Origin of the sequence: Pandoraea cepalis (genome assembly GCF_902459665.1) — a bacterium.
GTDB lineage: Bacteria > Pseudomonadota > Gammaproteobacteria > Burkholderiales > Burkholderiaceae > Pandoraea > Pandoraea cepalis.
Genome location: NZ_CABPSL010000004.1, coordinates 18,432 through 32,739, shown reverse-complemented (window position 1 = coordinate 32,739; position 14,308 = coordinate 18,432). Strand labels below are relative to the sequence as shown.

11 protein-coding genes and 1 pseudogene are annotated in these 14,308 nt (G+C 59.3%); 7 read left to right on the top strand and 5 right to left on the bottom strand.

The window, feature by feature from the left end:
* Positions 1-14: 14 nt before the first annotated feature.
* Positions 15-1,565: an IS21 family transposase gene (gene istA / locus PCE31106_RS07530; RefSeq protein WP_150563000.1), complete on the bottom strand. Its 1,551-nt coding sequence runs from the start codon at positions 1,563-1,565 to the stop codon at positions 15-17.
* 50 nt (positions 1,566-1,615) lie between these two features.
* On the opposite strand from istA, the gene PCE31106_RS23965 reads away from it, so the two are divergent.
* Positions 1,616-1,753, top strand: a complete 138-nt coding sequence (locus PCE31106_RS23965; protein ID WP_174975024.1) for a hypothetical protein — start codon at positions 1,616-1,618, stop codon at positions 1,751-1,753.
* Positions 1,754-1,976: 223 nt separating this feature from the next.
* Positions 1,977-3,731 carry an arsenical pump-driving ATPase gene (gene arsA, locus PCE31106_RS07520; RefSeq protein ID WP_150562905.1) on the top strand — a complete coding sequence of 585 codons (1,755 nt, stop codon included), beginning with the start codon at positions 1,977-1,979 and terminating at the stop codon, positions 3,729-3,731.
* Between the two features lie 132 nt (positions 3,732-3,863).
* On the opposite strand, the pseudogene PCE31106_RS07515 reads toward arsA, so the two are convergent.
* Positions 3,864-4,301, bottom strand: a pseudogene (locus tag PCE31106_RS07515) (arsenic resistance protein); the annotation flags it as partial.
* 295 nt (positions 4,302-4,596) lie between these two features.
* Here PCE31106_RS07515 and PCE31106_RS07510 point away from each other — a divergent pair.
* Positions 4,597-5,679: an ArsO family NAD(P)H-dependent flavin-containing monooxygenase gene (locus tag PCE31106_RS07510; protein ID WP_150562904.1), complete on the top strand. Its 1,083-nt coding sequence runs from the start codon at positions 4,597-4,599 to the stop codon at positions 5,677-5,679.
* 5 nt (positions 5,680-5,684) lie between these two features.
* Positions 5,685-6,107 carry an arsenate reductase (glutaredoxin) gene (arsC, locus tag PCE31106_RS07505; RefSeq protein ID WP_150562903.1) on the top strand — a complete coding sequence of 141 codons (423 nt, stop codon included), beginning with the start codon at positions 5,685-5,687 and terminating at the stop codon, positions 6,105-6,107.
* Between the two features lie 74 nt (positions 6,108-6,181).
* On the opposite strand, the gene moaA is transcribed toward arsC, so the two are convergent.
* From moaA to PCE31106_RS07490, 3 genes are all read right to left on the bottom strand, one after another.
* Positions 6,182-7,309 carry a GTP 3',8-cyclase MoaA gene (gene moaA / locus PCE31106_RS07500; RefSeq protein WP_150562902.1) on the bottom strand — a complete coding sequence of 376 codons (1,128 nt, stop codon included), beginning with the start codon at positions 7,307-7,309 and terminating at the stop codon, positions 6,182-6,184.
* A 79-nt stretch (positions 7,310-7,388) separates the two neighbouring features.
* Entirely contained in the window at positions 7,389-9,866 is a 2,478-nt protein-coding gene (locus tag PCE31106_RS07495; protein WP_150562901.1) for an arsenate reductase (azurin) large subunit, read from the bottom strand.
* A gap of 16 nt (positions 9,867-9,882) precedes the next feature.
* Positions 9,883-10,407, bottom strand: coding sequence for an arsenate reductase (azurin) small subunit (locus tag PCE31106_RS07490; RefSeq protein ID WP_150562900.1), 525 nt, complete (start codon positions 10,405-10,407; stop codon positions 9,883-9,885).
* A gap of 176 nt (positions 10,408-10,583) precedes the next feature.
* On the opposite strand from PCE31106_RS07490, the gene PCE31106_RS07485 reads away from it, so the two are divergent.
* From PCE31106_RS07485 to PCE31106_RS07475, 3 genes are read left to right on the top strand one after another with little or no spacing between them, the layout of a single operon-like run.
* On the top strand, positions 10,584-11,462 hold the full coding sequence (locus PCE31106_RS07485) for a substrate-binding domain-containing protein (RefSeq protein WP_150562899.1): 879 nt from the start codon (positions 10,584-10,586) through the stop codon (positions 11,460-11,462).
* 10 nt (positions 11,463-11,472) lie between these two features.
* A complete protein-coding gene (locus PCE31106_RS07480) occupies positions 11,473-12,930 on the top strand; it encodes a sensor histidine kinase (RefSeq protein WP_150562898.1) in 1,458 nt (485 codons plus the stop codon).
* Positions 12,931-12,944: 14 nt separating this feature from the next.
* Positions 12,945-14,282, top strand: a complete 1,338-nt coding sequence (locus tag PCE31106_RS07475; protein ID WP_150562897.1) for a sigma-54-dependent transcriptional regulator — start codon at positions 12,945-12,947, stop codon at positions 14,280-14,282.
* Positions 14,283-14,308: the final 26 nt, after the last annotated feature.

Sequence of the window (14,308 nt, the reverse complement as noted above, 5' to 3'; positions counted from 1 at the left end):
GGGTCAGTGGTAAATCAATGGTAGTAATCTGGGCCGCGCACATTCTCATGCTCGGGGGAATGCCATTCGGCGATTCGAATCGAAGGTACAGGTTGGCGGTCGGCACCGGACGTGAGGATCGAGAGCACGGATTGACGAGTGGGCGAGCCGATGACAAGCGCCCGCTGGCACGCCGCCTCGAGCCGCTCTTTGCCATACTTGCGGGCAAGCGAGAGCAGCCCCAGGCAAGTTCGATAGCCCATCTCGGGATGAGGCCGATTGGTCAACTGGTGTTCGACGATCGCCCGTACACTGGGTCCGATCGCTGCCCCCCAGTTCAGTAGGCGCCCCGGCGTCCATTCCATATGCGCGCGGTGGGCGGCCGGCATGTGCTCGGCTACCGTTGTGTGCTTGCCTTTGAGGCGACTGCGGGCGTGGGCCGCGACACGTTTGCCGCCGTGAAGAATCTCGACGCCATGGCGAGTGACGCGGGCTTCAACCTCCTGACGAACGAGCTTGTGGGGCACGCTGTAATAGTGGTGCTCGATCTCGACGTGATAATCGATATTGACGCGGCATTTGCTGAAGGCCGCGATCTGGTAGCGCTGGACGGGCAGCGGACGCAGCGCAGGCAGGTCCAGGCGCTCAAACCATTGCCGACGATTGCCCTCGAGCTTTTTGAAGGGACGCTGATTCAGATCGGCGATAAGTCTGGCGATCTCCTTGTTGAGCTCGGCCAGATGGAAAAAGCGGTGATTGCGCAGACGCGCCAGGATCCAGCGCTCGACGATCTGCACGCCGACTTCAACCTTGGACTTATCCTTTGGCTTGCCTGGGCGCGCCGGCAGCATCGCGGTGTCGTAGTGGTGCACGAAGTCCTCGGCGGTGCGCCCCAGGATAGGCTCGAAACGGTCGGCTTTCGTAACCAACGCCTTCGGGTTGTCCGGCACCAGCAACTGCGGCACGCCGCCGTAAAACTCCATTGCCCCGATCATGCCGCCGATCCAGTCGGGCGTCGCCTCCGAGCGGGTGGCGCAGGCGTAGGTGTAGTTTGAAGCGCCGAGTACGGCCACGAAGATGTGTGCGTCAAACGCGACGCCACCCTCGCGAGCGAGAATCGGCACGGTTTGCCCGGCAAAGTCGGCGAACAGCTTCTCACCGGCCTGGTGCTGCTGGCGCATCGAGCGCTTGAGCGTCTTGGCCCAGTCCCGGTAACGCTGGCAGAACTGGGTGTAGCGGTAGGTACGCTGGCCCGGGTGGGCCGCGACGTATTCTTCCCACAGCAGTTGCAACGTCACGCTCTTGCGGCGCAGCTCTCGATGCATGGCGGCGTAATTGAGCTCGATTCGTTGAGCTGAGGTGGTTGGCTCAGCCGACAGATTCAGCTTGGCTTCGAGCTCGTCCTCTGACAGTGGCTCGACAGCGGCCCAGTCCAAGCCTGCCACACTCGCCCGAGCGGCGTAAGCAGAGATGGCACCGACACTGATGCCGATGGCCCGGCTGATCTGGCGGTGCGACAGGCCGCTCGTCCACTTCAACCGTAGAACTTCCTTCAATTTACGCATGCTCATCCGAGGTGCCGGCATCGGCCCGTCTCCCATGAAAAGGGACAAGGCTAACGCCTGTCGTTGACGACATGCGCAACACCACCGCCAGACCGAAACCGCCATCGCGTTTCGGGAGAATGATCACCCATTTCGGTCCGGTGATCACTCATTCCGGCAACGTGATCACCGATTTCGGCAAGATGATCACCCGTTTCGGAAACCCGTGATCAGCGATCAACTTCGACCGAAACGAGTGATCACTATCCTCCGGAATAACTGATCACGATCAACCGAAATCACTGATCACGTTCGCCGGAATACGCAGCGTATATCCGTCACGTGCCCAACTGATTCAGAAACTGGGGCTCAAGGTTCCCACTGCCGACAAGCCGCACATCAAAGCGGGGGCCTGCAGTTGCAAGCCCGGCGAATGTTAACCGGCGCACCGATATGACCCTTCCTGCCGTTACAACTCGCCATCTCTTTTTCACCGGCAAGGGCGGCGTCGGTAAGACGTCGCTCGCCTGCGCAACGGCGCTGCAGTTGGCTGAAAAGGGTAAGACCGTGCTGCTCGTCAGCACCGACCCGGCATCCAATCTCGATGAGGTGCTCGAGACTCAACTTTCCGGGCGGCCGACGCCAATTGGCCAGGTTCCAAACCTCCACGCGCTGAACATCGACCCGGAACTCGCTGCTGCGGCCTACCGCGAGCGTATGGTCAGCCCTTATCGAGGCGTGTTACCCGATGCGGCCATTCGCAGCATGGAGGAACAGTTTTCCGGTGGCTGCACCGTCGAGATAGCGGCGTTCGACGCCTTTGCCGACCTGCTGGGCGGTAGTGTCACCGCGAAGGCGTATGACCACATCATTTTTGACACCGCACCCACGGGGCACACGTTGCGCTTGCTGACGCTGCCGTCGGCCTGGAGCAACTTTCTGTCGACAAACACAACCGGCAATTCGTGCCTCGGGCCTCTGGCAGGCCTCGAGCAAAACAGGCAACTGTATGCAGCGGCCGTTGCCGAACTAACCAACCCGGACCGCACTACTGTGGTCCTGGTGACCCGACCGGAGGCATCGGCATTCCGTGAGGCGGAGCGAACCCGTATCGAACTGGCCGACCTCGGGGTCCGAAACCTTGTGCTCGCTGTCAATGGTGTTTTCAAGGCTGTTTCTTCTGACGATGACATTGCCTGCGCGATGGAAGAACAACAGGCTGTAGCCATAAGGGCAATGCCGCCGGGACTCGCAGCACTTGCGCGAAGCGAAACGGGCTTCATTCCCAAGGGATTGGTTGGGCTGACCGCGTTAAATGCGTATTTGCACCCGGAGCAGATTGCCGCGCCCAGGATAGATGCCCCGTTGGGCATGAAGTTGCCTGGCGGCCTTTTGCCGCTCATTGACGACCTTGAGAAGGCGGGACACGGCCTTGTCATGACGATGGGCAAAGGTGGGGTTGGCAAGACGACGGTGGCTGCGGCGATAGCACTTGAACTGGCGCAGCGCGGACACGCAGTCCTGCTTTCGACCACTGACCCGGCCGCACATGTGGCGTGGACTCTTCAGGAGTCGCTGCCGGGTCTAAGTGTGAGTCGCATCGACCCGGACCTGGAGGTCAACCGCTACCGTGATGAAGTTCTCGCCAAGGCCGGTGCTCACCTCGATGCCCAGGGGAAGGCGATGCTCGAGGAAGACCTACGGTCGCCGTGCACCGAGGAGATAGCAGTTTTTCGCGCATTTGCGCGAACGGTGGATGAGGCCCGGGACTCGTTCGTGATACTCGACACGGCCCCTACTGGACACACCATCCTGCTGATGGACTCAGCTGAGGCCTACCATCGCGAAGTCATGCGCAACCAGGGTGATATGCCAGAAGCGGTTCGCCAGCTTCTGCCACGTCTGCGCGACTCCGGTTTCACGCACGTACTTATCGTGACGCTCGCCGAGGCGACACCTGTTCATGAGGCGGAGCGACTGCAAGCCGACCTGCGCCGGGCCCAGATTGAACCGTATGCGTGGGTCATTGACCAAAGTCTGCTGGCAAGCGGCACCCACGACCCGGCACTCGCCGAGCGAGGGCGCTACGAGGTGCCATTTATCGAGCGTGTGGTGAAGCAGGATACAAAGCGGGCTGTGTTGTTGCCGTGGCAGTCGCGCCCGCCCGTAGGTCTGCAAGGGCTAGAAGAGTTGGCCCGCGGACATTGACCGTTAAAGCGGCCCGAAGCGGACAGCCTGCGCCGACAGTCATCGAACCGTGCTCACACGAGCACGAGGCCGTTCAACATATGCCGCATCGATTTCAACTGGCGGAATTCCGGCGTGAAGGCTACTGGGCTGTCACGCTTCCTGTTCGTACCAACGTCGCGAGGCGTTGACCACTTTTACAACGGCCAGCATCACCGGTACTTCCATAAGAACACCAACCACGGTTGCCAGTGCTGCTCCCGATTTAAGACCGAAGAGGCTAATCGCCGTCGCAACCGCCAACTCAAAGAAGTTGGATGCCCCAATCAAACATGACGGTGCTGCGACATCGTGAGACACGCCGAGCTTCCGGTTGGCCAGGTAGGCAAGCGACGAATTGACGACCACCTGAATCAGGATGGACACCGCCAGAAGCAGAATGACCAGCGGTTGCGCGATGATTTGCTCGCCCTGGAATCCAAATAGCAGCACCAGCGTCAGCAACGGTGCGTAGATAGAGAACGGTCCGATTTTCGCCAACGCGCTCTGGAAATGCTGCTCGCCCTTGCGAAATAGAAACGTGCGGAGTATCACCGGCAGCGACCGCCGCATGCCTCAATTCCATCCGCTGTTTCGCGTGAGGCCCGCGCCATCTGAGGCAATAACTCCGCGAACTCCTGCAGCGCATCGCGCTGGTTGGCGCATGGCATGGCAGCCACACCGGCATAAAGCTCTAGCGCCCGTTCTATCAATAGCTGCAGACGTGCGGCGGACGGCCCGAGGCCGCTGGTAATCTTCGACAGGTCAGAAGTCAATACACACCTCGCAGACTCACATCGAACACGACACATCCAGTATTATCGAAGTATCATCTACCTCATTCGATATGTCCATCAGCAACGCGTCAGCGCCTATTCCAATCGATGTGGTCCTTGTCGGCGGCGGTCAATCGTCGCTGGCAGTCGCCTATTTCCTGCGCCGCGCCGGTATCGACTACGTCGTGCTCGATGACCAGTCGGCTTCGGGCGGAGCGTGGCAGCATACCTGGGACTCGCTTCACCTCTTTTCGCCGGCACAGTGGAGTTCACTGCCCGGATGGTTGATGCCCGCTACATTGGAGCAATATCCGTCGCGAGACCATGTCATCCGCTATCTCACAGAATACGAGAAGCGCTACGAAATTCCGGTCCGTCGTCCTGTGGACGTGACGTCGGTGTCGCGCCGCGAAGGCGGGCTGCTTGTTTCAACGGACCGCGGCGAGTGGCTTGCAAAGACCGTAGTCAGTGCCACCGGAACATGGGCGCGCCCATATATCCCGGACTATCCGGGACAAGCCTGCTTCGAAGGCGAGCAGCTGCATTCAGCTCACTATAGAAAACCCGAGGTATTCCATGGAAAGGATGTACTCATTGTAGGTGGTGGAAACTCAGGTGCGCAGATACTCGCCGAACTGTCGCAGGTCTGTCATACAACATGGGTTACGTTGGAAGAGCCCACTTTATTGCCGGATGATGTTGACGGACGCGTGCTTTTCGAACGTGCAACTGAACGGTGGAAAGCCCGTGCGGAAGGTCGCGCGGACCCCGCGCCTACGGGCCTAGGCGACATTGTGATGGTGCCGCCCGTGCGCGACGCTCGTGAACGGGGAGTGCTGCATTCTGTGCGACCGTTCTCGCATTTCACGGTCGACGGCGTCGTATGGAAAGACGGCTCCCACGCGCGTGTCGACGCCGTTATCTGGTGCACCGGATTCCGCCCGGCACTCGAACATCTGCGGCCTCTGCATGTCCTTAACGACGCTAGCCGCGTCGAAGTACTCGAAGGTCGCGCGGTGCTGGAGCCGAGGCTATGGCTGGTCGGATACGGCGAATGGTGCGGCTTCGCATCCGCGACACTCATCGGCGTGATGCGCTCTGCCAGGTCGACGGCAACACAGATTGGCCAATATTTAATTTCTATTGAGGACTAGGCACCATGAACGTCACGATTTACCACAACCCGGAATGCGGCACCTCGCGGAACACGCTGGCCATGATTCGCAATGCCGGTATCGAACCGACCATCATTGAATACCTGAAGACACCACCGACACGTGAACGACTGGTGGAGCTTATCGCCAGGTCCGGCCTCAGCGTGCGCGAAACATTGCGACAGAAGGGTACGCCTTACGCGGAACTTGGCCTGGATGACCCCTTGCTTGGCGACGACAAGCTTCTGGATGCAATGTTAGAGCACCCAATACTCATCAATCGCCCATTCGTGGAGACTCCGCATGGCGTCCGGTTGTGCCGTCCGTCCGAGGTCGTCCTGGACATCCTGCCGGAGGCCCAGAATGTGCCGTTCACGAAAGAGGACGGAGAGGTTGTTATCGACGAACACGGGCGTCCCGCGAAGTAAAACCTGAAGCGGCGACCGGACGGTGAGGCGGTGCCGTCATTCCCAATGGACAAAGAACGGCCGTAGGAATGTCATCAACCGCCGATGAACGACATTTCGACTTTGGACTGGTCAAGCGCGATGCTGCTTTCATCACGTTGCTCTGAATAGCGGTCAGCCCTCCGCGTCCACAGGTCAGCAACCAGTTGGCATAACGCACCATCGGTGCACCCGTTCCGCAATGGTTTGCGGATGTCCAGACCGCGAGAGGCGAACAGACAGGTGAAGAGTTGGCCGTCCGCAGACAACCGTAGCCGGGTGCAGTCGCCGCAGAAAGGCTGCGAGACGCTCGAGATGACGCCGATTTTTCCTTGGTCATCGGCGTAGCGAAATCGAACCGATGTGTCTGACGGCTTTTCCCGCCCCGTTGGTACCAACGGAAATACCGCATCAACCCTACGGACAATCTCGGACGACGGCACTACCGACTTCATGTTCCACCCGTTGCTCGCACCCACATCTATGAACTCGATGAAACGGACTTCCACGCCAGTTCCCCGGAAGTGGCGTGCCATTGGCAGAATCTGCGTGTCGTTCACGCCGCGCTTGACCACCATGTTGACTTTGACCGGAGCGAGGCCGACGCGCAGTGCTGCGTCAATTCCCTCCAGCACCCGCGCGGCAGGAAAGCCGACACCATTCATCCTCTGAAACACAGCCTCGTCTATCGAGTCGAGACTGACTGTGATGCGTTTCAGTCCCGCATCCAGCAGAGACTGCGCTTTACGACCGAGCAGGGAACCATTGGTCGTCAGCGTCAATTCGACATCCTCGCCGTGAGGTGTCCGCAACCTGGCCAATAGCTTGACAAGATATTCAAGGTCTTTCCGCAACAGCGGCTCTCCACCCGTAAGTCGAATCTTTTCAACACCGAGCCCAACGAACACGCGGGCAATGCGCTCAATCTCCTCGAAGCTGAGCAATTCGCGACGAGGCAGGAACGCATAGTCCTTGCCAAATACCTCCTTCGGCATGCAGTAGACACAACGGAAATTGCAGCGGTCCGTGACTGAGATACGCAGGTCTCGCAATGGCCGCAGACGCGTGTCCCGAAGCGGTAACTCAATCGGCCCGACCGCCGGCGCGCGGAGGGTATGTTCGGCCGCGTCGTCGACGTCGATTGGCACCAAGGGGATGACGCGCGCCAAGGTGAATGCCTTCATCGCAGCTCCACTCCTACGTGCGGATAGTCGCCGGCTCAGGAAGAGAGAATACGGCCGGCAATGCGCCGGCCGTCGTCACCTATGTATAACGGCGACTCTTGAAGCTGACCGTTTGCCTGTAATCCTCCACTGAACCAACCCGCCGGATGTTCGCCCACGTGCCCTTGTAGTACGGAATGATGTTGCGGTCCGTCCATGTAGTCGTGACGTTATCCTGGATGCCATTGATGTGGCCGAACACCATGAAGGTCTGGTCATGCTTCTGTTCCGCGACTGGGTACGCCATCGCGTACGTTGACCCGAAGTCATTGAAGACCTCGACGATGTCGCCGGCGCCAATTCCGAGTTCCTGCGCGTCGGCGGGGTTGATTTCGATATAGGCCATCGGGTCCCGGGCGCGGACGAATTCGTTGTACTGGTCGTGGTACACCGTTTGCCATACTTCGTTTGTGCGGCCGTTGTTAATCCAGAAGCGGTATTTCCCCTTCTGGTCGGCGACTGTCTTCGGCAGACCGGGCCACGGCGAGGGCTTGAACTGGGCCTTGCCGTCCGGCGTATCGAATTTGCCATCCATGTACATCATTTCTGTGCCGACCAGCTTGCCTCCTTCCCACGCCTTCGCTGGCAACTGCACGCCGTTGTTGGCCATGACGCGTAGCCGCTCATAGGTAACCAGGTTTCCGGTGTTGCCGCCCTGGCTATCTATCTTTTCTACACCCGGTTGCCCGGCACGACGGAACCCATCGTTGAAAGCGTCCTCTTCGGTCTTCCAGTCGAAACCGTCAAACCGCGCGGCCATCTTCGTGTTGCCGTCTTTCTGATACATGGCGCGCAACGTGTTGGCGACGCGCGCGGCGATGAGACAGTCCGGCATCGCGCTTCCGGGCGGGTCCATGAATCGTTCCGACAGACGCATGCGACGCTCGCCGTTCATCGAGGTCAGATTCATCTCGCCGGGGTGCGTTGCGGGCAGCATGAGGTGCGCTGCTTCCTCCAGCTTCGTCGGGTAGATGTTGATGTTCGTCACGAACAGACCACCCTTACTGGTCGCGTCGTAAATCACGTCGACCAACTGCTCCGTGCTCGCACCGCGTGCACCCTGCATCGCATCCTTGACGATTTGCGAGCGACGCAAGACCACCTCGCGCAGTTGCTGCGCGTTGTTGCTCGTCTGGAAGTTGTTGCACGCCCACCACGTCATCATCCGTCCCTTGCCGTTGATGAGTTCCTGGTCGATGTATATCTTTGAGTTACCCGGATATGGCGGCCTCGTGTATCCCTCCTGGTGTCCGCCCATTCGCACGCAGCCCGTGCCTCGCCGTCCGACATTGTGCGTGGCCACAGCAACGTCCAGTAGCGACGACTGAATCAGATAATTGTCGTTGCCCCAGATGATGCCCTTTTCGTAGGTATGCATCGTTCTCGGAAGCTGCCCCGGCCCCTTCGGCTTATACGACCATTCCGCTGCGGTCTTGATTTTTTCAACAGGAACGCCCGTGATTTTGCTGCACTCATCAAGTGACAGCTTGTTGGCCTGCACAGCTGCATCGAACCCGTTCGTGTGGGCGGCGATGAAATCCTTGTCAATCCACCCCTGCTGGACCACGTAGGTGAAGAGCCCATTGAACAGGGCGATGTCCGTGCCCGGCTGGATGTCCAGATGCAGTACGTTGTCCTTCCCGGCCACCTGCTCGGCGATTGCAATCGTCGGCGTACGTCGCGGGTCCACGAAGACGACCTTTGTCTTCGGGAATGCTTCGCCCGGGAAGCGTTGTTTTTTCTTGTCGAGGGTCCCGCCCTGCAGGTTCGGTACCCAGTGATTGAGGAAATAGTTTGTCTGCGTTTCATACGAGTTCGCGCCGATGGACCAGATGACATCGGCCAGTTCGGCATCCTCGTACGAATTGTTCAGCTCGCCGATACCCATCTCGCGAGTCGCGTGACACTCCGAGTTGTACGCGGGGCGGTTGTGGATGCGGACCATCGGGGTCTGCAGCGCCGTAAACATCAGCTTGCCGGAACCCCATGTGTTTTCGAATCCGCCTCCCGCACCACCGTGGTCGAAGGCAGAAAAGACAATACCGCTCGGGCCATCCTTGTCGAGCACCTTCTTCATCAGGCCGGCATATAGCGCCATCGCCTGGTCCCAGGTCGTATCCACCCACTGGTCGCTTAGATAGATGCGCGGTTGTCTCAGCCGTTCCTGGGTGATTCCGTCCGCCGCGTACATGTACATCGCCATCTTGCCGCCGCGTGTCGAACTCAAGCCACTGTTCACGACGCAGCTCTTGTCCGGAACAATCATGATGGTGTGGCGCGAGCCATCGCGGTCGGTGACCACGTTTTCCATGGCAGGCGTCATGATGAGCGAGAGTGGCGGCACCTGTTTGCGAAAATCAACACCGAGCGCATTCTGGTTCGGCGCGCGACCACCTTCCTGGTCTTCCGGCCATTTGTACACGTGGTACCCGCATCCAACAATGCAGAAATGGCAGGTCATGTTGGTTCGCTGGGCCGTGACCGGCGGTAGCGCAATGCGGTCCTTATCGGTAGGCATTTTCAGCTCCTCGAACTCAAAGCACATTGGCCTGACGGCCGTATATCAAACCTTCCATGCCGACTGCTGACACGGTGCCCGTCTTCTCGTCATAGTGAAGACGCACGCGGGGCAGATTTTCGGTGGCCTGCCCGACAATCATCTGGCCGGCTTTCTCAGCATCGAACATACTGAAGTGGCAGGGGCACTTGAAAACCTTCGTCGTCGGCTCGTAGATGACGGGGCAGCCCATGTGCGTACACATGGTGCTATAGGCGACGATGTCCCCGTCGGGTCCGACGCCGCCTGGTACACGGCTCCCGAGCTTGAGAGCTGTGCACGGTGACGCCGCATCAGGATAGGCAAACGTGACCGGAGCGTTGACCGTCATGCGTCCCGCCTGCCCGACGGCCTTTTTCGGGTAAGGGAGCTTCGTCTTGCTGGTATCCACAGGGTTTGCGCCCGAGGCCACGTTGGGTACCAGGGCAGAAGCGGCGGTTGCGGCAATCGAGCCGCCGCCCAATTTCAGGAATGTGCGACGCCGGATTTTGAGTTCGGACATGGTCTCCTCCTCGCTTGAATCTTGCTCGTGTAGTGGTTAGCATCGAGCTAACGGCAAGAGGTATGCCATGCGGTCCGACGTCCGCCGGAAGGCTTGCGCCAACACGATTTGAATTCAGCAGACCTGATGGACGCCATTACCGTCCGGTAACGGTTCGTGATGGGGAGTGAGCCGTTATGTCACCAATTCGTAACATCCGGCGGCGGCAGGTCCTACGCTTCGCGCTAGGCCTTCCACTGCTCTCGTCCTTCAAGCTTGCAACTGCTGGCGAAGGCCCGACGGTTGCGTTCGGCACGACTGCCGTGTTTCTCGATAACGAAATCAGCCTGCTCGACCGTTGGAGCCGCGAACTTGGTGAGGTATGCAACTCTGATGTGAGGTTTGTGCAGCGCAATAGCTATCGTGAGATTGATGACCTTCTCGCCGAGAATCGGCTTGATGTGGCGTGGGTATGCGGGTTTCCATACGTCACCAACTCACAAACGATGCGCTTGATGGCGATACCGGACTATCAGGGCAAGCCGCTTTATCGTTCATATCTGATTGTCCCCAAGAGCGATACGCAGACGACCCATATCACGCAGCTTCGAAACCGCGTGTTCGCATTCAGCGACCCGCAATCGAATTCCGGCTTTTTGGTCCCGACCACTGAGCTGATACGTGCGGGCATCCGGCCGACCCGCTTCTTCAAGAAGTCCTTCTTCACGTATGCGCACAGAAAAGTCGTTGACGCCGTGACGACCGGACTTGCGGATGCGGGTGAGATTGATGGGTATGTCTACGACACCATCGAGAAGCAGTACCCGGAACGCACCCGTGACGTACGGGTGGCGTGGCGCTCTCCGCAGTACGGTTTTCCGCCGATTGTCGCGCGCCGCTCGCTTGACGACGAATCGTTTCTTCGTATCCAGCGCGCGTTGGTCGGTATGAAAGACCGCCCTGCAGCCCGGGAAGTGCTGCAGCGATTGAACCTCGATGGCTTCGTGCCGGACGACGACAAGGTGTTCGATGGCATACGCCGCCTGGTTGCCATTCTGAACTCTGGGCCCGTTTAGGACCGCGCAGATGCTGTCCCATCTCAGCTACCGTTACAAGATTCCTCTCGCGCTGAGCGCAGTCATCCTGCTGACGGAGATACTCGTGACCTTCGCGCTCGTAAGCGTTGCGGTTTCCGATGCCAGAAATGACCTCGAAAGTAGCGCCCAGAATCTGTGCCGCGTCCTCACACTGTCGCTTCGCGACCCGATGGTCAAGGACGACCTGTGGCGTGCCTTCGAAGTGATTCGGACGCCGGTGGCGGTCAGGGAGCCCTCAAATCCGCTGAAGGAAATCGTTCTGTTCGACTCGAAGGCTCGGGTGTACGCCTCCACGTCTCCCCGCAAGGAACCTGTCCAGCGCCCGGTCGCCCAGCTTCCGGCACAGTTTGGTGCGGTCATCCCACATCTACGAGGTCCAGGCGACCCGTTCTTTTTCGACTTTCCGGGATTACTCGCGAGCCGCGACGTCACCGCCGGCATGCCGGTGAATTCGGACGATGGAAGCCGACTCGGCTATGTGGTTCTGCTCTATGACGCCAATACCTTTTACGGTCGTGTCCGCTCCACGCTGCTCAAGCTAGCTGTGGCTACTGTGCCCGCCTTGCTACTACTCATACCGCTAGGCTGGCTCTGGGGCGACCGGATGGCGAAGCCGCTCTTGCGCCTCACGGCCGCCATGGGCCGCATTGGAAAGGAGCACCCTGAAGAAGTTGGCGCGGAAATCACAGTGCAAGGGAACGACGAAATAGGTCAGCTGGAACAACAGTTCCGGGCCATGCTCGCCGAACTGGCGCAGAAACAGGAGTTGGAGAGAGAAGTCGTCGTCGCCGAAAGACTGGCGGCCGTCGGGCAAGTCGCAGCTGGCATCGCGCATGAAATCAACAACCCCCTGGGCGGCATGCTTAACGCTATAGACACACTCAATACGCATGGGGAACCCGACGCCCAAACCCGAAAGACCCTAGGTTTGCTCGAACGAGGTCTCGCGCAAATTCGTTCTACCGTTGGCGCATTGCTGTTTGAGGCGCGGCTGGACTCCCCGGCAATGAGTCTGTCGGACTGGCAGGACTTGAAGCTCTTGATAGCGCCGCAGATACAGGCTAAGCAGGCAGCGTTTCATTGGAACATTCAGTTGGACGAGGCGATAGCATTACCCGCACACCTGGTGCGCCAGCTTGTGCTCAATTTGCTGTTAAACGCGGTGAAGGCCGTGGAGGTTGGCGGGCGTGTTGACTGCCTGGTTGCGGCCAATGGGGTTGGGCTGCAGATAACGGTATCGAACACCGGTCAGCACATTTCGGGCGTGGCCATGGAGCACCTATTCGAGCCGTTCGGGTCGGTTGCCATGGCCGATGGTCGGCGGTCGCACAGCCTCGGATTGTGGGTGAGTTATCAAATCGTTACGCAGCTCGGTGGCACAATTTCAGTGGATAGCGCACCGGGACGGACGTACTTTGCCGTGCTATTGCCGGTTACTTCTCCATGAATCAGGAGAGCATTATGTCGACCACGCTTATCTGTGTCGTCGAGGACGACCGCATCATGGGGGAGTCGTTGGCCGACCGCTTCCGTCTGGAAGGTTTTGACGTGGACTGGCATACCGACGGCGAATCCGCCCTGGATACCTTGCAGAACCGACCGTATCAGGCCGTCATCAGCGACATCCGGCTACCCGACATATCGGGTGAAGAACTGTTCTCGCGGTCGGTCGCCGCGCATACGTCAGTGCCGCCATTCTTGTTCATCACCGCGTACGCTTCGGTCGACACGGCGGTGTCTCTTCTGAAGAGCGGCGCTGCCGACTACATCACGAAGCCATTCGACATCGGCGCACTGGTCGACAAGGTCAGGCTTCTCACAGGAACGGGCATACCTGACCAGGCCATGCCGGCGCAGAGCGAACTGGGTGTGTCCGAAGCGATGCGGCGCCTTGCGGAACTGGTGCCACGAGTCGCGGGCCGCGCTAAATCGATTCTGATTACGGGCGAGTCGGGCGTTGGCAAGGAAGTGCTCGCGCGGTTCATTCATCGACATGCGCCCGGCGACGCGTCGCCGTTCATCGCAGTCAACTGTGGTGCCGTCCCGGAGACGCTTCTCGAGTCTGAATTTTTCGGCCACGAGCGAGGAGCCTTCACGGGTGCGGAACGGCAAAAGAAAGGCTACTTCGAGCAGGCCGAGGGTGGCACGCTCTTCCTCGATGAGATAGGCGACTTGCCGCTGTCGATGCAAGTGAAGTTGCTCCGAGCGCTTCAGGAGCGACGCGTCACGAGAGTCGGCGGTGAGAGAGGGTTCGAAACCACCTTTTGGCTGGTCTGCGCAACGAATCGAGACCTCGCGGAACTGGTCCGGGTCGGGAAGTTTCGGGAGGACCTGTTTTATCGCATCAACATCCTGCAGCTACGCGTCCCGGCACTTCGCGACAGGCCCGACGATGTCCTTTGGCTCGCCCATCGTTTCGTACGCGACATTGCGGGCCGGCTTGGTGAACCAACGAAACTGTTTCATCCGTCGGCCGAAGCGCGATTGGCGACATATGGATGGCCCGGGAACGTGCGAGAGTTGCAGAATCGCCTCGAACGAGCATGCATCGTGTGCTCACGCAATATGCTTTTCTCCTCCGATATTTTCGAGGAAGACGGGTCTCAGGCTGTAGCAGCGCTGGATATGGATACTCCACTCGACGGCTACATGACCGCATGCGAAAACGCGTTCATTCGCGCCGCGCTGCTGCAGCATCAGGGCCACATTTCCGAGACCGCCCACGCCCTCGGCATTTCAAGGAAGAGCCTGTGGGAAAAGATGCGCAAGCACGCGATTGCGGCCGAGCCGCTTCATTGAACCCAGCTCGTCGATGCACCAATCTG